Source organism: Bradyrhizobium sp. RDM12 (assembly GCF_051917485.1).
Taxonomy (GTDB): domain Bacteria; phylum Pseudomonadota; class Alphaproteobacteria; order Rhizobiales; family Xanthobacteraceae; genus Bradyrhizobium.
The window spans coordinates 6,890,239-6,914,983 of the sequence record NZ_CM133064.1 but is presented as its reverse complement, the minus strand read 5'-3'; the positions used below and the strand labels follow the sequence as shown (position 1 = coordinate 6,914,983).

At 64.0% G+C, this 24,745-nt stretch carries 22 protein-coding genes, 8 pseudogenes and 1 riboswitch; of the genes and pseudogenes, 15 read left to right on the top strand and 15 right to left on the bottom strand.

Annotated features, from left to right (window positions below):
- Nucleotides 1-82 precede the first annotated feature (82 nt).
- Together ACTGJ9_RS33760 and pdxH are read right to left on the bottom strand one after the other, a co-directional pair.
- A pseudogene (locus tag ACTGJ9_RS33760) lies at nucleotides 83-834 on the bottom strand (SDR family NAD(P)-dependent oxidoreductase).
- Between the two features lie 62 nt (nucleotides 835-896).
- Nucleotides 897-1,538: a pyridoxamine 5'-phosphate oxidase gene (gene pdxH / locus ACTGJ9_RS33755; RefSeq protein ID WP_456674563.1), complete on the bottom strand. Its 642-nt coding sequence runs from the start codon at nucleotides 1,536-1,538 to the stop codon at nucleotides 897-899.
- 113 nt (nucleotides 1,539-1,651) lie between these two features.
- Between pdxH and ACTGJ9_RS33750 the strand changes: the two genes are divergently transcribed.
- On the top strand, nucleotides 1,652-2,059 hold the full coding sequence (locus ACTGJ9_RS33750) for an RT0821/Lpp0805 family surface protein (protein ID WP_456674562.1): 408 nt from the start codon (nucleotides 1,652-1,654) through the stop codon (nucleotides 2,057-2,059).
- Nucleotides 2,060-2,226: 167 nt separating this feature from the next.
- A pseudogene (locus ACTGJ9_RS33745) lies at nucleotides 2,227-3,191 on the top strand (DnaJ C-terminal domain-containing protein).
- A gap of 315 nt (nucleotides 3,192-3,506) precedes the next feature.
- On the opposite strand, the gene ACTGJ9_RS33740 reads toward ACTGJ9_RS33745, so the two are convergent.
- Nucleotides 3,507-4,280 (bottom strand): anti-sigma factor family protein, encoded by a 774-nt coding sequence (locus tag ACTGJ9_RS33740; protein ID WP_456674561.1) that lies wholly within the window; start codon nucleotides 4,278-4,280, stop codon nucleotides 3,507-3,509.
- Between the two features lie 106 nt (nucleotides 4,281-4,386).
- Complete coding sequence (locus ACTGJ9_RS33735) at nucleotides 4,387-4,875, bottom strand: sigma-70 family RNA polymerase sigma factor (protein WP_456674560.1); 489 nt, start codon at nucleotides 4,873-4,875, stop codon at nucleotides 4,387-4,389.
- 171 nt (nucleotides 4,876-5,046) lie between these two features.
- Here ACTGJ9_RS33735 and fabI point away from each other — a divergent pair, with 171 nt between their 5' ends.
- From fabI to ACTGJ9_RS33715, 4 genes and pseudogenes are all read left to right on the top strand, one after another.
- Nucleotides 5,047-5,856, top strand: coding sequence for an enoyl-ACP reductase FabI (fabI, locus tag ACTGJ9_RS33730; protein ID WP_456674559.1), 810 nt, complete (start codon nucleotides 5,047-5,049; stop codon nucleotides 5,854-5,856).
- A gap of 12 nt (nucleotides 5,857-5,868) precedes the next feature.
- Nucleotides 5,869-6,468 carry a histidine phosphatase family protein gene (locus tag ACTGJ9_RS33725; protein WP_456674558.1) on the top strand — a complete coding sequence of 200 codons (600 nt, stop codon included), beginning with the start codon at nucleotides 5,869-5,871 and terminating at the stop codon, nucleotides 6,466-6,468.
- An 85-nt stretch (nucleotides 6,469-6,553) separates the two neighbouring features.
- Nucleotides 6,554-7,641, top strand: a pseudogene (aroC, locus tag ACTGJ9_RS33720) (chorismate synthase).
- A 70-nt stretch (nucleotides 7,642-7,711) separates the two neighbouring features.
- A pseudogene (locus ACTGJ9_RS33715) lies at nucleotides 7,712-8,922 on the top strand (adenylate/guanylate cyclase domain-containing protein).
- On the opposite strand, the gene clpS reads toward ACTGJ9_RS33715, so the two are convergent.
- The 5 genes and pseudogenes from clpS to ACTGJ9_RS33690 all read right to left on the bottom strand — a co-directional run bounded on the left by clpS (nucleotide 8,886) and on the right by ACTGJ9_RS33690 (nucleotide 11,577).
- Nucleotides 8,886-9,191 (bottom strand): ATP-dependent Clp protease adapter ClpS, encoded by a 306-nt coding sequence (clpS, locus tag ACTGJ9_RS33710; protein ID WP_456674557.1) that lies wholly within the window; start codon nucleotides 9,189-9,191, stop codon nucleotides 8,886-8,888. The pseudogene ACTGJ9_RS33715 and the gene clpS overlap by 37 nt on opposite strands.
- 41 nt (nucleotides 9,192-9,232) lie before the next feature.
- Complete coding sequence (locus ACTGJ9_RS33705) at nucleotides 9,233-9,574, bottom strand: DUF190 domain-containing protein (RefSeq protein WP_100179236.1); 342 nt, start codon at nucleotides 9,572-9,574, stop codon at nucleotides 9,233-9,235.
- 2 nt (nucleotides 9,575-9,576) lie between these two features.
- Nucleotides 9,577-10,002, bottom strand: a complete 426-nt coding sequence (crcB, locus tag ACTGJ9_RS33700) for a fluoride efflux transporter CrcB (protein WP_456674556.1) — start codon at nucleotides 10,000-10,002, stop codon at nucleotides 9,577-9,579.
- A gap of 6 nt (nucleotides 10,003-10,008) precedes the next feature.
- Nucleotides 10,009-10,407, bottom strand: coding sequence for a fluoride efflux transporter CrcB (gene crcB / locus ACTGJ9_RS33695; protein WP_456678713.1), 399 nt, complete (start codon nucleotides 10,405-10,407; stop codon nucleotides 10,009-10,011).
- 7 nt (nucleotides 10,408-10,414) lie between these two features.
- Nucleotides 10,415-11,577 (bottom strand): annotated as a pseudogene (locus ACTGJ9_RS33690) (MFS transporter).
- Nucleotides 11,578-11,716: 139 nt separating this feature from the next.
- A riboswitch (Fluoride riboswitch) is annotated at nucleotides 11,717-11,795 on the bottom strand.
- A 223-nt stretch (nucleotides 11,796-12,018) separates the two neighbouring features.
- On the opposite strand from ACTGJ9_RS33690, the pseudogene ACTGJ9_RS33685 reads away from it, so the two are divergent.
- Nucleotides 12,019-12,896 (top strand): annotated as a pseudogene (locus ACTGJ9_RS33685) (DUF1194 domain-containing protein).
- Between the two features lie 164 nt (nucleotides 12,897-13,060).
- The gene (locus ACTGJ9_RS33680) at nucleotides 13,061-13,696 is read left to right on the top strand and encodes a hypothetical protein (protein WP_456674555.1); all 636 of its coding nucleotides are present in this window, start codon (nucleotides 13,061-13,063) and stop codon (nucleotides 13,694-13,696) included.
- Between the two features lie 4 nt (nucleotides 13,697-13,700).
- Here ACTGJ9_RS33680 and ACTGJ9_RS33675 read toward each other — a convergent pair whose 3' ends face one another.
- The 3 genes from ACTGJ9_RS33675 to ACTGJ9_RS33665 form a co-directional block, all read right to left on the bottom strand.
- Nucleotides 13,701-14,531 (bottom strand): nucleotidyltransferase domain-containing protein, encoded by an 831-nt coding sequence (locus ACTGJ9_RS33675; protein WP_456674554.1) that lies wholly within the window; start codon nucleotides 14,529-14,531, stop codon nucleotides 13,701-13,703.
- A 33-nt stretch (nucleotides 14,532-14,564) separates the two neighbouring features.
- A complete protein-coding gene (locus ACTGJ9_RS33670; protein ID WP_456674553.1) occupies nucleotides 14,565-14,729 on the bottom strand; it encodes a hypothetical protein in 165 nt (54 codons plus the stop codon).
- A 151-nt stretch (nucleotides 14,730-14,880) separates the two neighbouring features.
- Complete coding sequence (locus tag ACTGJ9_RS33665; RefSeq protein ID WP_456674552.1) at nucleotides 14,881-15,939, bottom strand: class I SAM-dependent methyltransferase; 1,059 nt, start codon at nucleotides 15,937-15,939, stop codon at nucleotides 14,881-14,883.
- Nucleotides 15,940-16,178: 239 nt separating this feature from the next.
- Between ACTGJ9_RS33665 and ACTGJ9_RS33660 the strand changes: the two genes are divergently transcribed.
- Nucleotides 16,179-16,772: a hypothetical protein gene (locus tag ACTGJ9_RS33660; protein WP_456674551.1), complete on the top strand. Its 594-nt coding sequence runs from the start codon at nucleotides 16,179-16,181 to the stop codon at nucleotides 16,770-16,772.
- A 21-nt stretch (nucleotides 16,773-16,793) separates the two neighbouring features.
- On the opposite strand, the gene ACTGJ9_RS33655 is transcribed toward ACTGJ9_RS33660, so the two are convergent.
- The gene (locus tag ACTGJ9_RS33655; protein ID WP_456674550.1) at nucleotides 16,794-17,498 is read right to left on the bottom strand and encodes a GntR family transcriptional regulator; all 705 of its coding nucleotides are present in this window, start codon (nucleotides 17,496-17,498) and stop codon (nucleotides 16,794-16,796) included.
- 44 nt (nucleotides 17,499-17,542) lie between these two features.
- On the opposite strand from ACTGJ9_RS33655, the gene ACTGJ9_RS33650 reads away from it, so the two are divergent.
- The 6 genes and pseudogenes from ACTGJ9_RS33650 to ACTGJ9_RS33625 all read left to right on the top strand — a co-directional run bounded on the left by ACTGJ9_RS33650 (nucleotide 17,543) and on the right by ACTGJ9_RS33625 (nucleotide 22,725).
- On the top strand, nucleotides 17,543-17,725 hold the full coding sequence (locus ACTGJ9_RS33650) for a hypothetical protein (RefSeq protein ID WP_456674549.1): 183 nt from the start codon (nucleotides 17,543-17,545) through the stop codon (nucleotides 17,723-17,725).
- Nucleotides 17,726-17,793: 68 nt separating this feature from the next.
- Nucleotides 17,794-18,728: pseudogene (locus ACTGJ9_RS33645) on the top strand (hydroxymethylglutaryl-CoA lyase).
- A pseudogene (locus ACTGJ9_RS33640) lies at nucleotides 18,725-19,938 on the top strand (CaiB/BaiF CoA transferase family protein). The pseudogenes ACTGJ9_RS33645 and ACTGJ9_RS33640 overlap by 4 nt, the downstream one beginning before the upstream one ends.
- Nucleotides 19,939-19,979: 41 nt before the next feature.
- Nucleotides 19,980-21,026 (top strand): ABC transporter substrate-binding protein, encoded by a 1,047-nt coding sequence (locus ACTGJ9_RS33635; RefSeq protein ID WP_456674548.1) that lies wholly within the window; start codon nucleotides 19,980-19,982, stop codon nucleotides 21,024-21,026.
- The gene (locus ACTGJ9_RS33630) at nucleotides 21,023-21,871 is read left to right on the top strand and encodes an ABC transporter ATP-binding protein (RefSeq protein ID WP_456674547.1); all 849 of its coding nucleotides are present in this window, start codon (nucleotides 21,023-21,025) and stop codon (nucleotides 21,869-21,871) included. Before ACTGJ9_RS33635 ends, ACTGJ9_RS33630 begins: the two co-directional genes overlap by 4 nt.
- Before the next feature lie 2 nt (nucleotides 21,872-21,873).
- A complete protein-coding gene (locus ACTGJ9_RS33625) occupies nucleotides 21,874-22,725 on the top strand; it encodes an ABC transporter permease (RefSeq protein WP_456674546.1) in 852 nt (283 codons plus the stop codon).
- A 39-nt stretch (nucleotides 22,726-22,764) separates the two neighbouring features.
- Here the strand turns inward: ACTGJ9_RS33625 and ACTGJ9_RS33620 are convergent, their stop codons facing one another.
- Both ACTGJ9_RS33620 and ACTGJ9_RS33615 read right to left on the bottom strand, forming a co-directional pair.
- Nucleotides 22,765-24,009 (bottom strand): class I SAM-dependent RNA methyltransferase, encoded by a 1,245-nt coding sequence (locus ACTGJ9_RS33620; protein ID WP_456674545.1) that lies wholly within the window; start codon nucleotides 24,007-24,009, stop codon nucleotides 22,765-22,767.
- On the bottom strand, nucleotides 24,002-24,736 hold the full coding sequence (locus ACTGJ9_RS33615; protein ID WP_456674544.1) for a TlyA family RNA methyltransferase: 735 nt from the start codon (nucleotides 24,734-24,736) through the stop codon (nucleotides 24,002-24,004). The genes ACTGJ9_RS33620 and ACTGJ9_RS33615 overlap by 8 nt, the downstream gene beginning before the upstream one ends.
- Nucleotides 24,737-24,745 lie beyond the last annotated feature (9 nt).

Below are 24,745 nucleotides of genomic sequence, written 5' to 3'. Positions count from 1 at the left end.
GAAAGAACGCGCCCGGGTAGGGCGGCCGCAAGTGCTCGTAAGTTGACGCCGTGCTCGCAAACCGGCCCATGCGTCACCTGGCCTAAACGTGTTGACCGCCGTTGATGTGGATCTCGGCGCCGTTGACGTAAGAACTGGTGTCCGTGCACAGCACGTAGATGATCTTGGCGACCTCGTCCGGCGTGCCGAGGCGATGCATCGGAATCTGCTGTTCGACGATCTTCTCGGTGCCCGGCGACAGGATCGAGGTGTCGATCTCGCCCGGCGCGATCGCGTTGACGCGCACGCCGACGCGACCGAAATCCGAGGCCATCTCGCGCGTCAGGGACGCGAGTGCAGCCTTGGAGGTTGCGTACGCCGCGCCCGCGAAGGGATGCACGCGCGAGCCCGCGATCGAGGTGACGTTCACGACCGAGCCCTTGGCCGCCTTCAACTCCTCGAGCAGCCCGCGCGCGATCATGATCGGCGCGAAGAAGTTGACGTTGAACACGTGCGTCCAGGTGTCGAGGTCGGTGTCGACCGAGCCCAGCCGACTGCCGCCGGCTCCCTTCGGCGAGATTGCGGCGTTGTTGACCAGCGCATGCAGCATGCCGCCTTCGAGGCGGTTACGGATATCGGTGATCGCGCGCGCGGTGTCCTGGGGATTGCCGAGGTCGACCTGGATGTGATCCTCGGGGCCGGCATCCCAAGGGCAATCTTCGGGGAAGGATGCCGCGAGCAGGTGATCACACGCCATCCCGCCGAGGAGAAGCGGATCACGGTGGCGTGGCCGATACCACGGCTCGCTCCGGTCAGAAGCAGCGTGCGGCGCGGCGCATTGGACGAATGCGGCATGGACATCTTTCAGGTCGGCCCAAGATTCGAGACGAGATTCGAGACAAGATTCGAGACAAGGCTCAAGGATACATCCGCGTCTTGGACCACTTCTGGCCGGCCGCGTCACGGCGAAACTCGATGCGGTCGTGCAGACGGAATGGGCGATCGTGCCAGAACTCGATGCGCACCGGCGTAATGCGCCAGCCGCTCCAACCCGGTGGCCGCGGCACTTCGCCGATGACATGTTTGGTGGCGACGTTGGCGATGGCCTGCTCGAAGGCGAAGCGGCTCTCCAACTCCTCCGACTGCTTGCTGGCCCAGGCGCCGATCTGCGCCTGTTTCGGTCGCGTCGCGAAATAGGCGTCGGCCTCGGCATCGGTCACCGGCGACACGTTGCCGCGGATGCGGACCTGACGGCGCAGCGACTTCCAGTGAAAAAGTAAAGCCGCCTTAGGATTTGCGGCGAGTTCGCGGCCCTTTTGGCTGGCGATATGACTGTAGAAGACAAAACCTTCGGTATCGAAGCCCTTCATCAGCACCATGCGCACGTCGGGCAGGCCGTCGGGATCGACGGTTGCGAGCGCCATGGCGTTCGGATCATTCGGCTCGCTCTTGATCGCCTCGTTCAGCCAGGCCTCGAACAGCGCAAAGGGCTCGTCGGCGGCGGTGAAATCACCGGATGTTAAGGGTGTCTGGTGTTTCATCGAGGTCGTGTCGGTCATGTCTGGAGTCCGAATTGCGTCCCGCGGCCCGAAGCGCGCTGTTGTCTGCTACGGCCCTATATAGGGCATGGGGACGCGTTGGCCTATCGGCGATGCGGCCGTCGGGGCTTGCCATGATGATGATTTTGATCGGGCTCGGTGCGGGCGGCTGCAGTCTGCCCCGCACCGAGACCAGCGCCTACGCCAAGGCCGACGACAACGACCTCACCGGTTCGATCGCGCGGCCGGCGAAAAACGCCCCGCCGACCGAAACCGATCTCGCCTTCGCGCGCAACGCCGCCTCCGACGTGCTGAGCATGGGCGACAAGGATGCCAGCCAGCACTGGGAGAATCCCGAAACCGGCGCGCGCGGCTCGGTGACGCCGATTGCGCAATCCTACGCTGCCGAGGACGGCCGCAAGTGCCGCGATTTCCTGGCGAGCTATGTCAACGGGACGACCGAAAGCTGGCTCCAGGGCGCCGGTTGCCAAAGCAGCCGTGGCCGTTGGGAGATTCATACGCTAAAGCCGTGGCGGAGCTGAGCATGATCCGGAAAAATGGAGGCCAATTTTCCGATAAGATCGTGCTCCAAGCTTAGGATCGGCTCGACGGACTAGTTGCAAAAATGCCACTCGCTCCCCACATGAAGCTCAGGTGGGGGCGGGCAGCCCCTTTCGACATATTGAATTCCCAAGAGGAGACGTAACGGATGCGCGACCCCTATGAGGTCTTGGGGGTGCCGCGGAGCGCTACCGCTGCCGCGATCAAGAGCGCCTATCGCAAGCTGGCCAAGAAGCATCATCCCGACAGCAACAAGGATGATCCCAAGGCCGCCGAGCGCTTCTCCGAGATCAATTCGGCCAACGAGATCATCGGCGACGAGGACAAGCGCAAGCAGTTCGACCGCGGCGAGATCGATGCCGAGGGTAAGCCGCGCTTCCAGGGCTTTCCGGGCGGCGGCGGCCGCGCGGCCGCGCGGGTCCCGGCGGATTCGAGAGCTATAATTTCCGGGCCGGCGGGGCAGGCCCCGGCCAGGGTTCGGGCGCGTTTGAGGACATCCTCAACAGCATGTTCGGTGGTGGGACGCGCGGCGCTCGCCCTGGGGCCGGCGGTGGTGCCCAGTTCGAATTCGACACCGGCGGGATCCGGCTCGATCTGGACGTGAACGTCGCCATGTCCGTCTCGCTGGAAGAATCGGTCAAGGGTGGCGAGAAGCGCGTCCGGCTGCCGAATGGCAAGGAACTCAACGTCAAGATTCCGGCCGGTGTCATCGAGGGTCAGCAGATCCGGCTGCGAGGCCAGGGCGAGACCGCCCAGGGCCATCCGCCCGGCGATCTCCTGATCACGATCAACATCGCGCCGCATCCGTTCTTCAAGATCGAGGGTGCCGATCTCAGAATCGACTTGCCGGTCACGCTCTACGAGGCCGTGCTCGGCGGCAAGGTGCGCGTGCCCACGCTCGGCAATGCCGTGGAACTGTCGGTCCCGAAAAACACCTCCAGCGGCCGGACCTTCCGCCTCAAAGGTAAGGGCTTGCCGAAATCTGGCGGAACCGGGGACCTCTTCGTCACGGTCAGGATTACGCTACCGGACGGGAACGACGCCGAGCTTGAAGCATTGATGGAGAAGTGGCGGGACCAACACCCCTACAATCCACGTAGCGGGCTTGGTTAGGGCGAGATCCAACCAAAGGGGTTTTCCTAAGGTCTAGGGCATCTTACAGCAGATGATGCGCATCATACGGCCGAGGCGTGGTAGCGATTCTTGGCTCGCATGGTCGAGGCGTCGACTGTCCAGCAAGGCAGCCGATAAAAGGTGCGGCCTCGAGAGGGGACCAGCGCGGTACCAAAAACCCCAATCGAGGCCGCCCGCGTCGATCGGCGGATCGAACGCTGCTCATATTCGCGTGAGCACCCGGTGCGATAATGAGACGCACACATGTCTTCATTCCAGATTTTCAATGACGGAATCGAGGCACGGCGCGGTTGTTTAGCTACCGGTTTTCTCGGCCTGGTCGTAGACCGCCTGCGCCACCTTGGTCAGACGATCGCGGTCGGCGCCGCCGCCGCTGACGACGTAGCCGACGCCGCGCTCGGCCCAGAACAGCGCTCCATCCTTGTCCGCCTTGGCGTAACGCATCTGCGTTGCGCCGGTTTCGGTCTTGGCGGTGTAGATCGTGTAGCGCTCGCCCGAGGCACCCTCATACATCAGGAAGGAGGCCGGCCCGTTCGGCCCCGGCAATAACCGGCCACCGACCAGCTTCAGCCCGTTCGCCTCCAGATTGGGGGCGAACACGGTCCAGCCGCAGCGCCGGGTCAGCCAGGCCTGGAGGTGGTCGCGCTCGTTGCCGCCGACCTCGACGGGATGACGGACCTCGACGACATAGAGGCGGTGGGCATCGAGCGCATCCGCCGTAAAGCTCTGAAAGGTCGAGGGTGCGTTGGCGGCGCCATGTGCCACCCAGCCGGCGGCGCCGCCGGCAATGAAGGCAACCAGTGTGGCCGCAACGGCGCCGTAGAGCCATTGCCGCGGACGGCGTTCCAGCCGCTCGAGCTCCAGCCGGGCCGGCACCGGCTCCAGGGCGACGCTGTCGTACCGGGCGTGCAGCATCTCGGCCATGGCGCGCCAGGACTGCACCCGCTCGGCATCCTCGGGATGGGCGGCCAGCCAGGCCTCGACGTCGGCACGGCGCTCGGTCGGCAGCTCGCCATCGACAAAGGCGTGCAACTCGTCTTCGGTTACGGGAATATTGCGGTCGTTCATATCTGTCGTCTCTGGCTCTGCGGCCCAAAATATCTGACGCGGTTCAACTGCGCCGCTTCTCTCTCAGTGCAGCGGACGGGGCATGCGCGATGCATCAATCCTGCCATCATTTCACCCGCTTGAGCGCCGGGCGCGCGCCCTCCAGCGATGCCTTAACGTGCGCGCGGGCGCGTGCCAGGCGGGACATGACAGTGCCGATCGGCACGCCCTGGATGTCGGCGACCTCGCGGTAGCTCATGCCCTCCAGCATCACCAGCAGCAGCACCGAGCGTTGCTCCTCGACCAATGTCGAGAGTGCGCGTTCGATGTCGCGTCCTTCGGCCTCGGTCCCGCTGGCATCCGGGTTGTTCTCCGTCAGCTGCATGAATTGCGGCCGCCTTGCCAGCGAGCGCCGCCGGTTCTTGTTGAGGTTGGTCAGGATCGTGTAGAGCCAGCTCCTGACGTCGCCTCCGAGAAACAATCGCTCCGAGCGCAACGCACGCACGAGCGTATCCTGCACCAGATCGTCGGCTGCGTCCGCATCGCGCGTGAGTGCGCGGGCGTAGCGGCGCAACGCCGGGATCATGGCTTCCACGCTCTGGCGAAACGCACTCATAGGCGTCTAGACGTCCTTCACATCAGGCGCGAGCGCCTCAACGATCATAACACCCGAACGGAACGGCTATTCCGGCGCTGGAAACAGCGTTAACGCCGTGTATTAGGACTGTACCGCAGGGGAGGGCTGGTGTACCTCCAGACCCTAACGAGAGCTACAGGACGTTAGCAGATGGCGCAGAATTCAGGTCTGATGCAAGGACTGATGCAAGGCAAGCGCGGAGTGATCCTCGGCGTTGCCAACAACCGCTCGATCGCCTGGGGGATCGCCAAGGCATGCCAGGCGGCCGGCGCCGAACTCGCCTTCACCTATCAGGGCGATGCGCTGAAGAAGCGCGTCGAGCCGCTGGCTGCCGAACTCGGCGCGCTCGTGCTCGGCCATTGCGATGTCACCGACGCCGCGACCATCGATGCGGCGTTCGATGCGCTCAAGGAGAAATGGGGCAAGATCGACTTCGTCGTGCACGCGATCGCCTATGGCGAACAGCTCGACGGCCGCTATGTCGACACCACGCCGGAAAATTTCTCCAAGTCGATGCTGATCTCCTGCTACTCGCTCACCGCGCTCGCGCAGCGCGCCGAGAAGCTGATGATCGACGGCGGCTCGATACTCACGCTCAGCTATTACGGCGCCGAGAAGTGGATGCCGCGCTACAACGTGATGGGTGTGGCGAAGGCCGCACTCGAAGCCAGTGTGCGATATCTTGCAGCCGACCTCGGAGAGAAGGCGATCCGCGTCAATGCGATTTCGGCCGGTCCGATCAAGACGCTTGCCTTCGCCGGCATCTCGGATTCCCGCCTGCTCCTGAAGTATAACGAAGTCAACGCACCACTGCGGCGCAACGTGACCATCGAGGAGGTCGGCGACAGTGCGGTGTATTTCCTGTCGGACATGTCACGCGGCGTTACCGGCGAAGTCCACCATGTCGATTCCGGCTACAACGTACTGGGTATGATGCGACCCGACGCGCCGAAGGACTGACCACCGCCCGCAATGCCCGCGCCCACGATCTACTATCTTCGCCACGGCGAAACCGAGTGGAATGCGCTCGGCCGGCTCCAGGGCACCAGGGATATTCCGCTGAACGCGCGCGGCCGCAGCCAGGCGGTGCAGGCAGGTCTCATCCTGGCCGATCTCCTGAAGCGTGACGGCCGCGACAAGGCGGCGCTGCCCTATGTGTCGAGCCCGCTCGGTCGTGCGCGCCAGACCATGGAGCTCGCACGCGACAAGCTTGCATTGCCGGTCGCGGATTATGCGCTGGACGATCGCCTGCGCGAGATCGGCTACGGCGTCTGGGAGGGGCTGACGCTGGCCGAGAGCGAGGCGAAAGATCCCGACATCTATGCCAGGCGCCTCGCCGATAAATGGACGGTGGGGCCTTCGGGCGGGGAGACCTACGCCGATGTGCAGGTCCGCGTGCGCGCCTGGTACGACGAACTCCGGACCGACACCGTCGCGGTTGCCCATGGCGGCACCTGCCGGGCCCTGATGGTCTCGCTCGGCCTGGAGACGCCGGCCAGCGCCGCCGAGCTCTACATCGAGCAGGGCGCCGTCTACGTGTTCCGCGAGGGCCGGCTGGACAAGTATAGTTAAGGCTTGAGGTCCTGCCGGGGCAGTCGGGTTTGACCCCCGCCCCCCGCGCGTTACCACACGCCGGACCCCAGCCAGCGAGCGAGCAATGTCCTTCAACACCTTCGGCCACATGTTTCGCGTCACCACCTTTGGCGAGAGCCATGGGGTGGCGATCGGGTGCGTGGTCGACGGCTGCCCGCCGATGATCCCGCTTACCGAGGCAGACATCCAGCAGGATCTTGATCGCCGCAAGCCGGGCCAGTCGCGCTTCACCACCCAGCGCCAGGAGCCGGACCAGGTCAAGATCCTGTCCGGCGTGATGGCTCATCCGGAGACCGGCGTGCAGGTGACGACCGGCACGCCGATTGGCCTCCTGATCGAAAACACCGATCAGCGCTCGAAAGACTATTCGGAGATCAAGGACAAGTTTCGCCCCGGTCATGCCGACTTCACCTATGAAGCGAAGTACGGCCTGCGCGACTATCGCGGCGGCGGCCGCTCCTCGGCGCGCGAGACCGCGATGCGCGTCGCCGCCGGTGCGATCGCGCGAAAAGTGCTGCCCGGCGTCAAGGTGCGTGGCGCGCTGGTGCAGATCGGGCCGCACAAGATCGACCGCGACAAGTGGGACTGGGACGAGATCGCCAAAAATCCGTTCTTCTGTCCGGACAAGGACAAGGCCGCGTTCTTCGAGACCTATCTCGACGGCATCCGCAAGAGCGGTTCTTCGATCGGCGCGGTGCTTGAAGTCGTCGCCGAAGGCGTGCCGGCAGGACTTGGCGCACCGATCTATGCCAAGCTCGATTCCGATCTGGCGGGCGCGATGATGACCATCAACGCGGTGAAGGGCGTGGAAATCGGCGCCGGCTTTGGCGCCGCCGAGCTCACCGGCGAAGGGAACGCCGATGAGATGCGCACCGGCAATGACGGCACGCGCTTCCTGTCCAATCACGCCGGCGGCGTTCTGGGCGGCATCTCGACGGGACAGCCGATCGTGGTGCGCTTCGCGGTGAAGCCGACCTCGTCGATCCTGCAGCCGCGGTTGACGGTCGATCGCAAGGGGGCCGATACCGAGATTTTCACCAAGGGCCGCCACGACCCCTGCGTCGGCATCCGCGCCGTCCCTGTCGGCGAAGCCATGATGGCCTGCGTGCTGGCCGACCACTTTTGCGCGACCGCGGGCAGGTGGGGCGTTAGCTAGCGTCAGGTCCCCATGAAGCCCACCGCGCAGCTTGACGATTCCACATCTTCGTCAGCAAATGCGGCCATGGAAAGCGCCGGGCTTCAACGTGTCCTGAACTGGTTGATCGACGGCGCGAGGTCTTCGGGGACTTCGGCCGACATGATCGCCGCAGTCTGCGAACGTCTCGTCGACGCCGGCCTGCCGCTGTGGCGGTTCGGCATCTTCATTCGCACGCTGCATCCCGAAATCTTCGGCCGTAACTTCATCTGGCGGCAGGGCCAGAAGGTCGAAATGGGCACCGTCGATTTTGATATCCTGGACTCACCCGAATTCGCGCAGAGCCCGCTCCGCATCGTGTTCGAGCACGGGGTGGAGGTCAGGGGCCGGATCGACGATCCCGAGAGCGCGCGGTTTCCGGTCATCAACGACATGCGCGCCGAAGGTGTGACCGATTATATCGCGGTGCCGATGCCGTTTCTCGACGGCTCGACCCACGCCACGAGCTGGGTCACGCGCCAACCCGGCGGCTTCAGCGATGACGACATCGCGGTGATCCGGATGATCATGGCGCCGCTCGCCCGCGTCAGCGAGATCGTCAGCCTGCGCCGCACCGCGGAGATGCTGCTCGACACCTATGTCGGCAATCGCGCCGGCGCACGCATCCTCGGCGGCCAGATCCGCCGCGGTCACAACGACACCATTCGGGCTGCGATCTGGCTGTCGGATCTGCGCGGCTTCACCGCGCTGTCGGACCGGCTGCCGGCCGAGACCGTGGTCGAGATCCTCAACCAATATTTTGATTGTCAGGTCACGGCGATCCGCGGCCACGGCGGCGAGGTCTTGAAGTTCATGGGCGATGGCCTGCTCGCGGTGTTCCCGATTGACGAATATGTCGGCGATGCCGCGCATGTCTGCACGCGCGTGCTGGAAGCCGCACGCGATCCCGCGCCAGCGTCGAGGCGCTCGCTTTTCCGGTCGGCGACGTCATCGAGCGCTTCCGGTTCGGCGTCGCACTCCATGTCGGCAACATCCTCTACGGCAATATCGGCGGCGGCAACCGGCTCGACTTCACCTGCATCGGCCCCGCCGTCAATCTCGCAGCAAGAATGGAGAAGATCGCGGGCCGGACCGGACGGACCCTCGTCGCCTCGGAAGCTTTTGCCAATGTCTGCGGCCACGACTGGCGCGAGCTTGGTGAATTTCCAATCGCAGGATTTTCCAAGGCACAGCGCGTATATGGACTGGCCGAAGAGATACGCTATTCCTCCGGCTCCGTCGTGAACAGCAGCGGATAGCCTTTGGTGCGGGCGGCGTCGGTGGCACGCGTCGCCTTGGTCTCCGCGACGTCCTTGGTGAAGACGGCAACGACGCAGGCGCCCAGCTTGTGCGCGGTGATCATGACCTTGTAGGCCTGATCCTCGGTCATGCGGAACTCGGCCTTCAGGATCCTCGTGACGAACTCACGCGGCGTGTAGTCATCGTTGATCAGGATCACCTTGTGCAGCTTCGGCCGCTCGACCTTGGTCCTGGTCCTGGTTTTCGGCGTGGTGACAGTGTCGTTCATTCCGCCTCCCGTAAACGGCGGGCTTGGGTTCCTGCCGGCGATCAGCTCGCGGCCTTCTCACCATATTGCAGGACCTGCACCTTCTCCAAGGTGATCAGCCCGCTCGACATCATGCCATCCAGGATGGGCAGGAATGCGTTGATATTGTCCTCGCTGTCGACGATCTCGATCAACAGCGGCAGGTCTTCCGAGAGCCGCAGGATTTTCGAGGTGTGCAGCCGGCTCGACTTGCCGAAGCCCATCGGGCCGCGCAGCACGGTGGCACCCGCAAGGTGGCGCTCGCGCGCCGTCATCACGATCGCTTCATAGAGCGGCTTGCCGTCGAAATGGTCGCTCTCGCCGATAAAAATGCGGAGTGAAACAGCCTGATTGGGGATTTGCATGGTCAACTCCTGGTCAAGCGGTTGTAACGGCTTGCCATCATGTGCCCTGCCCATACCGAAACCAGCCAGCAGGCCACGGACGCCGCGACATAGGCGAGCGCCGTGTATGTCATGCCGCCGTGAAACAGGCGGAAAGTCTCCAGGCTGAAAGTCGAGAAGGTGGTGTAGCCGCCGCAGAAGCCGGTCATGACGAACTGCCGGTGCTCCGGTCGCGCTAGCATGCGGCCGTCGGGGGCGGTCAGCGTCGCGTAGAAGCCGATGACGAGCGAGCCCGTCGCGTTGATGAACAGCGTCGCGAACGGAAAGCCGGGGCCGGTGTCGAGGGCCAGTCCGGCCAGGTAGCGCGTCAACCCGCCGACGATGCTGCCGGCAGAGACCCAGGCATAGAGCATCGCCGTGCGCCGGCGGTCGGCGGAGGAGGAATTCATCTGCCTCTAGCCTCCCAGACTGTCCGCAAGGAGGAAGCCGCAGCTCACAGCTGCGAGGCACAGTCCGACCGAAAACAGGACATTGCCGAATGCGTGCACCGGCTCACCGTTGCGGGCGAGTGTCAGCGTTTGCAGGCTGAACGAGGACACCGTGGTGTAGCAGCCGAGGAACCCCGTCACCGCAAACAGCCACGGATTGGGCGCGGCGAACACCGAGCCGGGATGGGTCGCCAGCGCACCGAAGATGCCGATCAGGAAGGCGCCAGTGACGTTGATCGTCATGGTGCCCCATGGAAAAGTCTCGCCCAGCCGCCGCGCGATCGCGCCGGAGACGAAATAGCGGGCGCAGCCGCCCAGCACGCTGCCGACCACGATGGCGATCACTCCACTCAGCACGATGAACAGCTCCCCGTCATTCCTTGTTCTCCGCCGTCAAGCCGTTGCCGACCGCAAGCAGTCCTACGAGCGCGGCCAGCGCGAAGCCAAGCCCCGCGAGGAATGTGCCCGCCGAACCATAGGCGTCCCACAGCGCGCCGGCGATCACGCTCGCGGCCAGCAAGGCAAGCCCCGTGAACAGGTTGAAATAGCCGAAGGCGGTGCCGCGCAGCGCTGATGGTGCAGTATCGGCGACGAGGGCCGAGAGCAAGCCTTGCGTCAGTCCCATGTGAAGACCCCAGAGCACGACGCCAAGTGCGAGGCCGCCGAGACTCGGCAGCAGTGCGAGTGCGAGGTCGGCGCCGGCGAGAAAAACGAGGCCGAGCGCGAGCAGGGCGGTCCGGTTGATCCGGTCCGACAGCACACCGGCCGGATAGGCCGACAGCGCGTAGGTGATGTTCATGAGCACCAGCACCGCGGGCACCCACATCGCATTGAGGCCGATGTTCTGCGCACGCAAGATCAGGAAGGCCTCGCTGAAGCGGGCGAGCGTGAAGACAACGCCGACCGCGACGACGCGCCAGTACACGGGCCCAAGCTGCCGCATGGCTGCGGTGTTGAGCGGGTTCCTCGCGGGTGCCCTGCTCGGATCCGGCTCCGGCTCGTTCACGGCGAACGCGATCAGTCCGAAGGACAAAAACGCCGGCACAACGGCCACCCAGAACACCGCGGCAAAATGATCCGCCGTCCACCACATCAGACCGATCGCGGCGAGCGGTCCGACGAAGGCCCCCACGGTATCGAGCGATTGTCGTAGGCCGAAGCTCGCGCCGCGAAGGCCGGCCGGCGAGATATCGGCGATCAGCGCATCGCGGGGTGCGCCGCGGATGCCCTTGCCAACGCGGTCGATGAAGCGCGCCGCGACCAGCCAGCCGACGCTGGGCGCAAGAGGGAATAGCGGCTTGGTCAGGGCGGCCAGGCCATAGCCGAAGGCGGCGAGCAGCTTGCGCCGGCCGAGCCAGTCCGACAGCGCTCGGAGAAGATTTTCGTGATCGAAGCGGTCGCCTCCGCGATGCCCTCGATGAATCCGACGGTGAGCGTGGAGGCGCCGAGCACGGTGACGAGATAGACCGGCAGCAGCGCGTGGATCATCTCCGAGGAGATGTCCATCAGCATCGAGACGAAGCCGAGCACCCAGATTCCCCGGGTAGCCTGGTGCGCCCAGTATTCGGTGTGGTCGTCGTCACGTCCCTCGCCTTCGTTTCAGGCAACAAAAAAACCCGCCAGCGGCGGGTTTGTCCATGCTCCCGCCTCAGGCAGAGGCTCAATCATTGCCTCACCTCAAGCAGGAGTCATCAGCCCACTACGGTCATTCGACCGCCGGGCGGTTATCGGGGGACTCCATCCCCATCTGTATGGTCAGCCTAGCATGGAAATCACAGGGAACAAGTAGGCGGGGTGCTCCGTCCCATGGCGCGAACGCGCGGCGGCGCAAGCGTGGCGACATGGCGGCGATTTCGCGCAGTGCACGAAGACCCCAAACTCGCAAATCCCTAACCCAATTGTGAAGCACAAGCGATCTTCGCACTTTGCGGTAAGGCGTTTGCATGTCACCATCGCGTCATACGACGGGAGACTGCGATGCGGTTGCTGTTCTCGATCGGGGCTGTGCTGGTGGCCGGCGTGCTTGCCGGGGGGACGTCGCGGGCATCGCGGCACCAAGTCCTAAACTTGAACCGCCGAAATTTGAACCGTCAAGACATCAGCGGCAGGCGGCCGACGGCGATGCGCAATCGGTCGATGTCGAGCTGATCCTTGCGGTGGACGTCTCCTACTCCATGGACATGGACGAGCTCGCGATCCAGCGCGAGGGTTACGCGCAGGCGATCCAGTCCAAGGAATTTTTGCAGGCGCTGAAGGCCGGCCCCAATGGCAGGATCGCGGTGACCTATTTCGAATGGGCTGCATCCTCCGATCAGAAGATCATCATCCCGTGGCGCCTCATCGACGGACCCGAGTCGGCGGACGCGGTCGCAGCCGAGATCATGAAGACGCCGATCCGGCGCGCCTCACGCACCTCGATCTCCGGCGCGATCGGATTTGCGATGCCGCTGTTCGACGAGGATCCCTATCATGGAATTCGCCGCGTCATTGACATCTCAGGCGACGGCCCCAACAACAATGGCGGCCCGGTCACCTTGGCGCGCGATGCTGCGCTCGAGAAAGGCATCATCATCAACGGCCTGCCGATCATGGTAAAGGAGCCATCCTATTCGACCATGGATATCGACAACCTCGATTATTACTACGAGGATTGCGTCATCGGCGGTCCCGGCTCCTTCGTGATCTCGATCAAGGATCGCGAAAAATTCAAGGAAGCGATCCGCACCAAGCTGCTGATGGAAGTTGCCGACCGCACACCCGAGCATCCGGTTGTGCACGTTGCGGACAAGGACAAGGAGCCGCGTGTGAACTGCCTGATCGGCGAGAAAATCTGGTCGGACCGCTGGGGCCGCTAAAGTCCCACTGCAGTGAGGCCAATTGTCTCGCCGCGTGCGACGGTTGGATTAACCGTTCATTAACTAAGGCGTGGCCTATTCGAGGTGTTTCTGAATGTTTCTGACGTCGCCTGCCTGTCATCGAAAGCACGCGAGTTCGTCGGGACCGTTCACCGAGCAAGTCCATGGCCATCATCGCGCAAAGCACCAGCCAGATTTCGCCCGCCAACGAGCGGATGTATCATCAGAGCGCTCTGCTCGGTGAATGGAAGGGCAATTGGGCAGGCAATAACCAGCCCGTCGGCTTCAAGGTCGTGAACATCCGCGGCAGCCGGGCACAGGTCGAGTACACCCACAATGGGCACACCGACCGTGGTTTTGCCCAAATCAGCGGCTCGCTCATCACCTTCGGTTCGGTGACGGTCGGCACCAAGGACGGCAAGAACCTCGTGCTATTGTTTTCCGCGGGCGGCGCCGGCAAGCAGACCGCGACGCTGGCGAAACAGGCGCCGCCGGCCTCCGACAGCCGTCTCATGGGAAGCTGGGGCGGCTATTCCAGTGACAACGGCAAGAGCGCGAGCTTTCGCGTGCTGTCCGTCAACGGCAACGAAGCCCAGGTCAGCGTCACCACCGACGGCATCACCCGCCAGGGCACCGGCATCGTCTACAAGAACGTCATCATGTTCGGGCAATCCCAGATCGCGACCGATGACGGTCAGAACGGCAAGATCATCTACCAGGTCGGCACGAAGTCCTTCATGGTGCCGGTGACGAAATATCCGCCGGCGGATTCATCGTCCTCGGTCGACGTGACGGCGTAGCCGCTTACGGCTGCTTCGCACCAGACTGTGTCAGCACTTGCAACTGCCGGTCGATTTCCCGCACAACATTGCAGGCGGGCGCGAGGGCGCCGTCGCCAATCAGCCGCCAGACCTCCTTTGCCTGTCCGGCCAAATGCGGAATCGTCAGCGGCAAGTGCGCTGCCTCCAGCAGCGCGCCCTTTTCATTGATGAGATAGCGCTCGTTCAGCGCGAACAGGACCTGTGCGACGCAGGCGAGCGATCGGTATATGCATCCGGCAATGTGAGTCCGCTCGTCGCGCGCGATAGCAAGCTCGGCATGTTCGATGCCAAACAGCACCTCCCATTGAAATCGCCGGATCAAAGCATCGCGCAGGGATCGCGGATAGGGCCGCGCAATAGATTTAAGCCGCGCGATCAGGGCTCGCGGATCGTGCATTGGCTGGCAATAGGCGATCTCGCCCATCCAGATCGCCGAGCAGAAGCCGTGCGGATGGCCGGGCTGGTAGTCCATGGTGACGGTCCCGGCGCGGCAGGTTTCCATCACAGCTTCGACGGCATCGGCGTTACGATAGAGCAGATCAACCTTGTATCCCTCAACCGACAGCCACGCGCCGCCGACGATCCACGGTCCCCATTCTCCGATCGGCGTCACTGAAGCGGCCGCCGGGTTTTCGGCGAGCGCCCTCGCAGCCGCCAGCAGCCGTTCCGTATCCAGCGGAGCGGCCGCCGTGAAATAGAGGCCGATATCGTAGTCGGACGTCGTATGCGCGCTGCCCCGCGCACGCGAGCCGCCGAGCACAATGGCCTCGATGCCCGGCACCTCGGCAAAGGCGGATGTCAGGCGCGTGAGCAAGGGATCTTGCGTCATGGACGGCGCGTACTGCTTCTATTTCGGCGCGAGCGGTGGCACTCTGTCATTCGGCGCTTCCGCCTGTATCGTGATCAGCGTCATCGAGACCAGATCGCAATAGCCGATCAGGCTGATGATATCCATGATGCCGCGCTCACCGAATTTCTGGTGCGCGGCGAACGTCAGGCCAGAATATTTCATGGTCATCCTTCCCGTCAGGCGGATACGCGCCGGCTTGCTCGATCGCCAGCTTACGTTGCGATTCGAGGCAGGCAAGGATGACGGCGCCGGCCGAGGCTGCGGCATCGGCATGGCCGTATGCCGCGTTCATGCGCCCGGCGCCCGGTGAAGATCAGATCCGTGCCTCCAGGATCAGGTTGAAGGGTGTTTCGGCGGCGCGGCGGAAGCGCGACAGGCCGCCTTCGCTGGCGACCTTGCGTAGCCTTGCCTCGCCGGCTTGCGCGCCGAGCGCGAGGCCCACCTCCTGATCGAGCGAGGCCGGCGTGCAGATCATTGTCGAAGCCGCATAGTAGACCCGCCCGACCGGGTTGAGATTGTCCTCGAGGCGGTCGCCCGCGAACGGCTCGACCAGCATGCAGGTGCCGTCCTTCGCCATGGTTTGGCGCACGTGGCTTATGGCGCCGACGGGATCGCCCATGTCGTGCAGGCAATCGAAGAAGCAGACGAGATCGTACCCTTCAGCCGGATAGGTCTTGGCCGAGTGAACCGCGAAGCTGACCCGATCGCCGAGCCCGGCTTCGACTGCCGCCTTGCGCGCGGCCTCGATCGAGCCCTCATGATAGTCGAAGCCGTAGAAGCGTGAGTTTGGAAAGGCTTGCGCCATCAGCCGCGTCGAGACGCCGTGGCCGCAGCCGACATCAGCGACCTTGGCGCCACGCTTCAGCTTGTCCACGACACCGTCGAGCGCGGGCAACCACTCTTGCACCAGATGATGCATGTAGCCGGTGCGGAAGAAGCGGGCGGTGCCGCAGAACAGGCACTCGCTGCGCCGGTTCCAGCCGACGCCTTTACCGGACTTGAATGCATCCGAGACCTTTGGCTCATCGAGAAAGGCTGAAGCAATGACGTTACCGAACGCACCGAGAAAGACCGGACTGTCCTCATCGGCGAGCGCCATCGCTTGCTCGGGCAGCATCGAGAACTTTCGAGATGCGGCATCGTATTCGATGTAGCCGGATGCCGCCTGGCTCGACAGCCATTCGCGGACATAGCGCTCCGCCGTTCCGGTGGCGCTCGCGAGCTCGGTCGAGTTCATCGGCCCCTTGGCGGCGAGGGTCCGGTAGAGACCGAGCTTGTCCCCGAGCAGGACCAGCGATGCATTCATCGCCGCGCCGAACTCGGTGACTATCTTGCCCATAAAGGCATTCAACCTGTCGGAATTGACCTCCATGACAGTCTCCATAAAAAGGTTGGGCATTTTCAAGGGTCTGCGCAATTGCGCGCTGCGGGACTGCGCTGCGACCTAGGCTCACGCGTCCTCTATGTGGGTCAATCCGGCGCGGGGGAGGTTCAACGCATCAAGACAACGTCGTCCTGGAACTGGATCACGCGATATGCAGCGCCCCTCCGCTGGCATTCGCGCGATCCCGAGGTTATAATTTGGGGGCCCCTTTTTCGACGGAAGCCTGAATGTCCGGCCTTGCAGGTTCTTGTGGTTTCGCAGCTCTCTTCGCCGTGCTTTGCCTCGGTGGAGCACCGGTTCATGCGCAAGCCGCGCCGCTGAGTTATTGGATACCGGGCGGAGCTTTCGGGTTTGGCGGCAGTGCCGGCCAGAGCTCCGATACCTATGGCAATTTTCCGAGCTTCGATGCCAGCGGGCGCACCAGTTTTGCGAACGGCTTCTTTGTCGGCAGCCAGCGCGGCAACCTGAATTGGAGCGGTCTTAACCAGACTGGACCACTGGCCAATTTTAGCGCCCTGTCCTACGACAGCACGCAGTTCGGCTACAACATGAAGAGCGCGGGCGGCATGCCCGTGACGTTCTTTGCCGGCTTCGACACGTTGAAATATGGCAACGGCATCGGCAGTTCGGTTGCGCCGCTGACCTCCGGCGCTGCGCCCGGCTATGGCGCATTCGGAGGTATCGAATTCAAGCCGACATCCAACCTCAGCCTGTCGTTCGGGGCGGGTTTCACCCAACGAGATTCGGGCCGCATGGATAGCGACATCAGGTCGGACATGCTGCCCGGCGAATCGCCGGCGCTAAGCGGCCTTCGACGCTGAGAGATCACCGCGGAACGGACGTCACGATAGGCCCGCCACCAGCGGGCGCTGCAGGTGCTTGGCCATCAGTTCCGACGCCTCGCCGTAGCGCCGCGTTTCCAGAGCTTCGAGCAGGCGCAAATGGTCGCGCACGTGCCGCCGCATGCCCTCGCGGTCGGCGAAGCTGCGATAGGCGAATAGGCGCCTGATCGAGTTCACGCGCTTGAGCGCTTCAACGAAGAACGGATTACCGGCGCCGCGGACAATCCCTTCATGGAACTCGCAGCCAGAGTGATAGATCTCGCCGATCGTCATCTTCTCAAGTTCGCCTTCCAGGATGCGACGCTGGCGCTCACGCAAGCGAGCGATCACCTCCTGCGGCAGCATGAAGTCGGGCTGCGCGATCGCCGCCGGCTCGATTACCGCACGAAACGCCATCGCCTTGGCCTGTGCTTCGGGGCTGGAGAGGGTCTCCGCGAAGCGCCAGCCATAGCCGGGCAGACGAGCGATCCATCCCTCGGCCGCAATGCGGTCGAGCAACCGCTGCAGCTCAGCCCGGCTTAGATCATAGCGGCGCATCAGCTCCGCTTCGGTGACGTCAGTCGGCAGCCGGCTCGCGAACACGTCGCCTGCGATGGTCGCATAGATCTGCTCGCTGTGCCGAATCGCCGCGAGCGCCGGTTTGGCCGCGCCGCTGGTCGGGCTTTTCGCCAGCACGAAGCCGCGATGTGGCTCGCCATACGCCAATCCCGCCGTCTCGAGAGCCTTGAGGCCGAGCCGGATCGGCGCGCGTGAAGATCGAGCGCGTCCGCAAGCCTTTGTTCGACCAAGCGATCGCCGGCCTTCATGCCTTCGCGTCGGGCGAGCGACATGATCAGGCCGGCGAGGTGTTCGGCACGCTCAGAACCACTGTTTCTGGCGGTGCGTTGTCGGGAACTGTCGGATACCGTCATTGCAGTGCACGCAAAGTTTAGAGCTTGACAGAGTGTCTCATCGATTGTTCTTTTACGCAATAATATACAATCGAGCAGGGAGAGTCCCGATGGCGTACGCGCCAGATATCTACATTTGCGAGACCGCTGCCCGCGATGGTCTTCAGAATCTCGACATCTTCTTTCCCACCGAAGCCAAATGCGCGCTGATCGACACGATCGCCGCCGCCGGCTTGGGCGAGATCGATGCCGGATCCTTCGTGCCGCCAAAAGTCGTGCCGCAATTCGCCGATGTCGACGACGTGATGGCGCATGCGCTCACACATAAATCGGCGGTCATCGGCGCGCTGGCGCCGAACCCGAAGGGCGCCGAGCGCGCCATTAGCGCCGGCGTCAACGCCATCTATTTCGTCGTCTCGGCGAGCGAGACGCACAACCGGGCCAACGTGCGCCGCTCGGTCGATGAGCAGATCGAAGGATTTCGATCAGTCCGTGCGGCGATCGATGCCCGGCCGGTGGGCCAGAGGCCGCAACTGATGGGTGCGATCTCGACCTCGTTCGGCTGCTCGCTGGAAGGCGAGGTCAGTGAAGCGGCCGTGTGCCGGGTGGCGCGCGCCTTTGCGGAGGCCCGTGCCGACGAAATCGGGCTTGCCGACACTGTCGGCTATGCGACCCTAAGCTGATCGGGCAGATCGTCGGAGCTGTCAGGCGCGAAGTCGGGGCGCAAATGACGCTGCGGCTGCATCTGCATGACACGCTCGGCGCCGGCCTTGCCAATGCAGTCGCCGGCCTCGAAGCCGGCATCCGCCGTTTCGACGCCGCGGTGTCCGGGCTGGGCGGCTGCCCCTTTGCCCCCGGTGCGCGCGGCAACATCGTCACAGAGGATCTGGTGTTCATGCTGGAACGCATGGGACTTTCCACTGGCATCGACCTCGACCGCCTGATGCAGACACGCGAGATCCTCACCCGCCATATCCCGGCAAAGCACCTAACGGGGCATCTGCACGAGGCCGGCATCCCCAAGGTTCTGCGGAGGGCGGCATGACGGCGGCTGCGCGCGAGACCGCGTCGGAGCTTCGTCCGCTCGCCGGCATCCGTATCATCGAGTTCAGCCAGATGGTGATGGGGCCGAGCTGCGGCTTGATCCTCGCTGATCTCGGCGCCGACGTGATCAAGGTCGAGCCGCCAAAAGGGACCGCACCCGGTATTTCAAGGGACCCGCCGCCGGCTTCTTCGCCACCTACAGCCGCAACAAGCGCAGCATCGCGCTGGATACGTCGACCGCGGAAGGCCGGGACATCGCACGCAGGCTGATCCAGAACAGCGACGTTCTGATCGAGAATTTCAGACCGGGCTTGTTGAAGCGGACCGGTCTCGATTACGACACCGTCGCCGCCTTCGCGCCGCGCCTGATCTATTGCTCGCTCAAGGGCTATTTGCCTGGCCCTTACGAGAACCGCCTCGCGCTCGACGAGGTCGTGCAGATGATGGGTGGCCTCGCCTACATGACCGGTTTGCCCGACCGGCCGATGCGCGCCGGCGCCTCGGTCAACGATGTCATGGGCGGCATGTTCGGTGTGATCGCGATCCAGGCCGCTCTCGCCGAGCGGCAACGGACCGGCCGAGGTCGCTATATCCAGAGTGCGCTCTACGAGAACAACGTCTTCCTGATGGCGCAGGCCATGATGTGCGAGGTGGTCAGCGGTCAGCCCTCGATCCCCTATTCGATCAAGGACAGCCCGTGGCCGGTTTACGATCTCTTCGACACCCGGGACGGCTCGAAGCTGTTCGTCACTATTGTCGGCGAAGAACAATGGGCGGCGTTCTGCCGCTCCTTTGATCGTGAAGCCTGGCTCATTGATCCGCGCTTTGCGACGAGCAACGACCGTGTCGATCAGCGCGGTTGGCTGATCCCCGAGATCGCGAAGATTTTCAAGCAATGGGACAAGGCCGATCTCGCCGCGCGCCTCGAACTGCTTGATTTGCCCTACGCACCGGTGAACAAGCCCGGCGATCTCTTCGATGATCCGCATCTCAACCAGTCGGGCGGCCTGACCGACATTCGGCTGCCCGACGGCCGAACGGCAAAGACGCCGCTATTGCCGATTTCCATGGACGGCCGGCGCCTGACCAACCGCTACGATCCACCACAAATCGGTGAACATAGCGGCGAGATCCTGAGGGAGATCGGAATTTCCGCGAACGAGATCGAAACGCTGCGGCAAGCAGGGACGATCAAGATCGCGCCGTCCTGAACGATCGGCGCGATCGAACAAAAACAAGGGAGGAGGAGCACATGAGCATTACTAGGCGTCAGGCGCTGATCGCGGGCTCCGCACTAGCCGGCGCATCGCTGCTGCCGAGACGGTTGCAGGCGGAGGGTAAGCAGGTCTCGCTTGCGTTCGGACCGGTGTCGCCGGTCTACGCCATCGGCATGATCGCGGAGCTGAAGGGGTACTTTAAGGACGAAGGGCTCGATCCGAAGCTCGTCACCGGCAATGCGGGCACGTTTGGCCGCCAGACGCTGGCGGCGGGGCAGGCCCTGTTCGCGCATGGTGACGCCAGCCATCCGCTCCAGCTCAGCGCGCGCGGCAAGCCGTGCAAGATCCTGCTCGCCACCGAGATGGTGTGCTCCTACGCCAATATCATGGTCCGGCAAGACCTTCACGACAGCGGCATCAATTCGGTCGAGAAGCTTGCGGAGTACAAGCGGGCGGATGACGCCAAGCCGATCGTTGCCGCCACCGCCATCGGATCTGGCACCTGGGTGTTCGGCACTTATGTGTTCGAAGCGCGCGGGCTGGGCGGCAAGGTGAACTGGGTCGCCGGCGGTGGGCCCAACACGATGTTCCCCTCGCTCCAGACCAAGCAATTCGACGCCATCATGGCGCCGCCGAGCTGGATCGTCGAGGTCGAGAAGAAGGGCTTTGGCAAGACGATTTACGACACCTCCAAGCCCGGCGTGTTCGACAAGGATTTCGGCGGGGCGCTGCCCGTGCTCGTGATCTACACGCTTCAGGACACGATCGAGCAGGACAAGGCGATGGTGCAGGCCTATGTGAACGCGATCTATCGCGCGATGGCGTTCGTGAAGGCGACGCCGCTCGCGGACGTGCAAGCGCTGATCACGCCAAAATATTTCTCCGGCATCGACCCCGATGCGGTCGGCGCCGAGCTCGGCTTCGACAAGTCGACGTGGGCATATGACGGTGTCATCGACAAGCCTTCGTTCGAACGCGGCGCCAAGCCGTGGTATCGCAAGGGCACCGACATTCCCGAAACCAAATACGAGGATGTCGTCGACATGAGCTTCCTTCAGGCAGCCAGGGCGAAATACAAATGATCGCCGCGCCAGGCCCGGACCTTGCGCTCGCGCGAGACGAGGACGAAATAGCGGCGGCGCGCACCCGTATTGCGGTGCAGGGTCTCGTGAAACGATTCAACGCGTCCGGCCGTGAGTTCGTGGCGGTCGATGATGTGTCCTTCGAGGTCAAGCAGGGCGAATTTGTCGCGCTGCTCGGTCCATCCGGCTGCGGTAAGAGCACTATCCTCAACATGGTCGCGGGGCTATTGCCGCGTTCGGCCGGCCGGATCCTGATCGATGAGGACACGGTCGAGACTGGCAAGGTCAACCCCAGCGTCGGCTATGTCTTCCAGCGTGACACGCTGTTCCCCTGGCGAACCGTGGAGCAGAACATCGGCTATGGGCTCGAGATCGCCGGGCTGCCAAAGACCGAGCGCGCCGGACGCGTCGCTTCGGCGGTCCAGAAGGCCGGGCTCTCGGGGTTCTCGCGGAGCTTTCCGCGCATGTTGTCCGGCGGAATGCGCCAGCGCGTCGCCTTGATGCGCACGCTGATCCTGGAGCCCGAGATCCTGCTGATGGACGAACCGTTCGGCGCGCTCGACACCCACACCAAGCTGGAGATGCACAAGACGCTGCTGGAGATATGGGAGCGCGAGCGGCAGACCGTGCTTTTCGTGACCCACGATCTCGGCGAGGCATTGACGCTGGCGAGCCGCATCATCCTGCTTTCGGCGCGGCCCGGGCGACTGAAGGAAGACTTCGACGTCGCCATCCCGCGCCCGCGCGATCCCGTGGGCGTGCGCGAGACCGCCGAATTCGGTCGCCTCTATTCTCACATCTGGCATTCCCTCGGCGAGGAATTTCGCCGCATCAGGGCCGACTGACCATGTCTAACAGCCGTATTGTGATTCTGTTCTGGCAGCTGGCTATACTTGCAGCCGTTCTCGTGATCTGGCAGTGGGGCTTTGAATGGAGCAAGGCGCTGCTGCCAAAGGCTTACGTACCGAAGATCCTCGATCCCTATTTCGTCGCCAAGCCATCGCTGATCTGGCAAAGCTTCCTGCGGCTTGGTTGCTTTACCGATCGCGGCGGCTTTGCCGCCTGCATCAAGGGCAACGACAACAATCTGTGGTTCGCCACGCTCGTCACGCTGAAGAACACCTGGTGGGGCTTTCTGTTCGGGTCAGCGAGCGGAATCGCGGCCGGCCTGATCCTCGGCCGGTCGGACTTCCTTGCCCGCGTGTTCGGACCCTACATCGTGGCGCTCAACTCGATCCCGCGCATCGCGCTGGTGCCGCTGGTCATCCTCATCTTCGGCCTCGGCGATCTCTCCAAGATCGCGACGGCCTGGCTCGTCGTTTTCTTCGTGGTGTTCTTCAACACCTTTGAAGGGACGCGGGCGGTCGATCGCGATCAGATCGCCGCCGCCCGTCTGCTGGGCGCCAGCGAATTCACCGTGCTGCGCACGGTCGTGATCCCTTCCGCACTCGCCTGGGTGTTCGCCTCGCTGCTGCCGGCCGTGTCTTTTGCGCTGATCGGCGTCATCGTCGGCGAATTCATCGGCGCCGAGCGAGGGCTCGGCAAGCTGATCATCGAAGCGGAGGCGCGGGCCAATGCCAGCGAGATGATGGTCGCCATCTTCGTCATGATGTTCGTCGGGATCCTGCTGGCGATCGCGGTGCGCTCGCTGCAGTCCTACCTGCTGCGATGGCAGCCGCAATTCGAGCCGTCAGCATAGCAGCCTGGAACGAATTGAGGAAGAGTTGCCGGTATAGCGTCACCGGCTGAATCGCGCCACCAGTTCGACATGCGGCGTGTGTCGGAACTGGTCGACCGGCACGACGGTCTCGATCCTGTAACCACCGTCGATCAGCAGCCGTGCGTCGCGGGCAAACGTCGCGGCGTTGCAGGACACTGCGATCACGACAGGCACCTTGCTCGCAGCAAGCTTCAGCGCCTGCGCTTGCGCGCCCTGACGCGGAGGATCGAACATCACCGCATCAAAATCGCGCAGCTCCGGCGGCACCAGCGGACGGCGGAACAGGTCGCGCGGCTCGGCCTTGATCGGCTTGAGTCCCGGCGTGCGCGCGGCCTTCGCGAGCGCGGCGATCGCGCCGGCGTCATTGTCGTAAGCCGTGACACGCGCCTTTTCGGCGAGCCTGAGAGCGAACGGGCCGACGCCGCAGAAGAGATCGAGAACCTCCCTTGCCTTGCCAACGCGCTCGGCAACGAGTGCAGCAAGCGTCTCTTCCCCCGCCACCGTGGCCTGCAGGAACGAGCCCGGCGGCAACGTCACTTCAGTACGGCCCATCTTTATCGTTGGCGGCAGGCGTTGCAGCACCAGCTCCCCATGCCGCGTCAGCCGCGCCAGGCGATGCTGCTCGGCAACGCGCGACAGCGCCGTGACCAGCGGCGTCGGCAGCGGACCGGAGCCGCGCACGTCGACATCGAGACCGCTGGCGGTCGCGGTGACCTGGATGTCCAGCGGCTTCGTCACTGCCATTTTGGACGTCAACGGCTCGGCCAATGCCCAGGCGGCATCGAGCGCGCCATCGAGCGCGGGATCGAGGATCGGACAGCGATGGATCGGGATCACGTCGTGCGAGCTTGCGGCCGAGAAGCCGACCTTCAGCACGTCATGTGTGCCGAACCTTCCGTGAAGCGTCACGCGCCGGCGGCCGGCGCCATGGGCATCGACCAGCGGCGCCACCTCGCAATCGATGCCGGCCTGCGCCAGCGTCTCGACCACGATGTCGCGCTTCCAGGCACGATAGGGCTCGGCCGCCCAATGCTGGATCGCGCAGCCGCCGCAGATGCCGAAATGCGGGCAGAACGGCTCAACGCGCTCGGGGCTTGCGACGTCGACGGCGAGCAGTTTGCGGCGGTCGGGATGGCCCGCGACATGGTCGACCTCGACACTCTCGCCGCCAAGCGTGTAGGGCACGTAGACCGCATCGCCGGTCGTCAGCGAGACGCCATCGCCGCGATGGCCGACATGATCGATCGTGACGCGTTCAACCACGGCGCGCGCCCAGGAAGAATTCGATGTTGCCATCCCCGCCCGCAATCGAGGAGGGAAACACCTCGATGTCGGTGCAGCCGAGCGACGCGGCAAAGGCCGCGATGTCCTCGCAGATAGTCTGATGCACCGCGGCATCACGGATGATGCCCTTCTTGTTGTGCTTCCGATCCGCCTCGAACTGCGGCTTGATCAGGGCGAGCAGGCTCATCGGCGCAGCCGCGAGCGACAGCGCGACGGGCAGCACCGCCTTGAGCGAGATAAAGCTGACGTCGATGACGACGATATCGGGCCGCGCCGGCAGCCGCTTGCCCTCATAGCTGCGGATATCGGTCTCCTCGATCGACACGATCTTGGGATGATCGCGCAGCGAGGCGTGCAGCTGGCTGGTGCCGACATCGATGGCGAACACCAGGCTCGCCCCGTTGGCCAGCAGCACCTCGGTGAAGCCGCCGGTGGAGGCGCCGACGTCGAGGCAGACATGGTCCTCGATGTCGATCGGGTAGCGCTCCAGTGCGCCCGCGAGCTTGACGCCGCCGCGCGAAACGTAGGGGTGCGCAGGCTCGGCCTCGATCACCGCGTTCTCGGCGATCGTCTCCGAGGGCTTTGCGACCTGCTTGTCGTCAGCCCTGACGAGGCCGGCCTCGATCGCCGCACGCGCCCGGGCCCGGCTCTCGAACAAGCCGCGCTCGACCAGCAGAACATCCGCGCGCTTGCGGGCAGGGGACATGATCTCTCC

Bases quoted from the DNA above. Each gene is read 5' to 3' on its own strand.
- ACTGJ9_RS33735 (WP_456674560.1), bottom strand. From the start codon at position 4,875: ATGAGTGCGTTTCGCCAGAGCGTGGAAGCCATGATCCCGGCGTTGCGC.
- ACTGJ9_RS33615 (WP_456674544.1), bottom strand. From the start codon at position 24,736: ATGTCCCCTGCCCGCAAGCGCGCGGATGTTCTGCTGGTCGAGCGCGGC.
- ACTGJ9_RS33680 (WP_456674555.1), top strand. From the start codon at position 13,061: ATGGCCATCATCGCGCAAAGCACCAGCCAGATTTCGCCCGCCAACGAG.
- ACTGJ9_RS33665 (WP_456674552.1), bottom strand. From the start codon at position 15,939: ATGGAGGTCAATTCCGACAGGTTGAATGCCTTTATGGGCAAGATAGTC.
- ACTGJ9_RS33740 (WP_456674561.1), bottom strand. From the start codon at position 4,280: ATGAACGACCGCAATATTCCCGTAACCGAAGACGAGTTGCACGCCTTT.
- fabI (WP_456674559.1), top strand. From the start codon at position 5,047: ATGGCGCAGAATTCAGGTCTGATGCAAGGACTGATGCAAGGCAAGCGC.
- ACTGJ9_RS33630 (WP_456674547.1), top strand. From the start codon at position 21,023: ATGATCGCCGCGCCAGGCCCGGACCTTGCGCTCGCGCGAGACGAGGAC.
- ACTGJ9_RS33660 (WP_456674551.1), top strand. From the start codon at position 16,179: ATGTCCGGCCTTGCAGGTTCTTGTGGTTTCGCAGCTCTCTTCGCCGTG.
- ACTGJ9_RS33705 (WP_100179236.1), bottom strand. From the start codon at position 9,574: ATGCAAATCCCCAATCAGGCTGTTTCACTCCGCATTTTTATCGGCGAG.
- ACTGJ9_RS33625 (WP_456674546.1), top strand. From the start codon at position 21,874: ATGTCTAACAGCCGTATTGTGATTCTGTTCTGGCAGCTGGCTATACTT.
- ACTGJ9_RS33670 (WP_456674553.1), bottom strand. From the start codon at position 14,729: ATGAAATATTCTGGCCTGACGTTCGCCGCGCACCAGAAATTCGGTGAG.
- pdxH (WP_456674563.1), bottom strand. From the start codon at position 1,538: ATGACCGACACGACCTCGATGAAACACCAGACACCCTTAACATCCGGT.
- crcB (WP_456674556.1), bottom strand. From the start codon at position 10,002: ATGAATTCCTCCTCCGCCGACCGCCGGCGCACGGCGATGCTCTATGCC.
- clpS (WP_456674557.1), bottom strand. From the start codon at position 9,191: ATGAACGACACTGTCACCACGCCGAAAACCAGGACCAGGACCAAGGTC.
- ACTGJ9_RS33635 (WP_456674548.1), top strand. From the start codon at position 19,980: ATGAGCATTACTAGGCGTCAGGCGCTGATCGCGGGCTCCGCACTAGCC.
- ACTGJ9_RS33750 (WP_456674562.1), top strand. From the start codon at position 1,652: ATGATGATGATTTTGATCGGGCTCGGTGCGGGCGGCTGCAGTCTGCCC.
- ACTGJ9_RS33725 (WP_456674558.1), top strand. From the start codon at position 5,869: ATGCCCGCGCCCACGATCTACTATCTTCGCCACGGCGAAACCGAGTGG.